The following is a 501-nucleotide window of genomic DNA, read 5'->3' as shown; positions in this document are numbered from 1 at the left end:
TCCGCGGCACGGGCATCGACAAGAGCCCGTTGTTCACGCGGCAGGCCAGAGAGCGCGCAGAAGCGCTCGGGGTCTCCGACCGGGTCGCCTTCATGCATGGCGATGCTGCCGGGCATGTGGCGGACGAGAAGGTCGACGTCGCGGCCTGTATCGGCGCCACGTGGATCGGCGGGGGCGTTCCCGGCACCGTCGCGCTTCTTTCAAAAAGCCTCCGCCGCGGAGGCATCATCCTCATCGGCGAGCCGTACTGGCTGCAGATGCCGCCGACGGAAGAGGTCGCCAAGGGATGCGATGCCGGCGCGCGTTCCGACTTCTGCCTGCTTCCGGAGCTCCTCGCCACTTTCCGCACCCTTGGCTACGACGTCGTGGAAATGGTGCTGGCGAACAAGGACGACTGGGACAGGTACGAGGCGGCCAAGTGGCTGACGATGCGCCTGTGGCTCGACGAGAACCCTGAGGACGAGCTCGCGCAGGACGTCCGGGCGCGCCTTGCCTCCGAGC

1 protein-coding gene is annotated in these 501 nt (G+C 67.7%); it reads left to right on the top strand.

Annotated elements, in window-relative coordinates; all coding sequences use genetic code 11:
* On the top strand, positions 1-501 hold a 501-nt coding region (locus CKO27_RS24215; protein WP_242471121.1), incomplete at both ends, for a class I SAM-dependent methyltransferase.

The organism is Thiocystis violacea, from assembly GCF_016583575.1.
Taxonomy (GTDB): Bacteria; Pseudomonadota; Gammaproteobacteria; order Chromatiales; family Chromatiaceae; genus Thiocystis; species Thiocystis violacea.
This window is presented reverse-complemented; position numbering and strand designations above follow the sequence as displayed.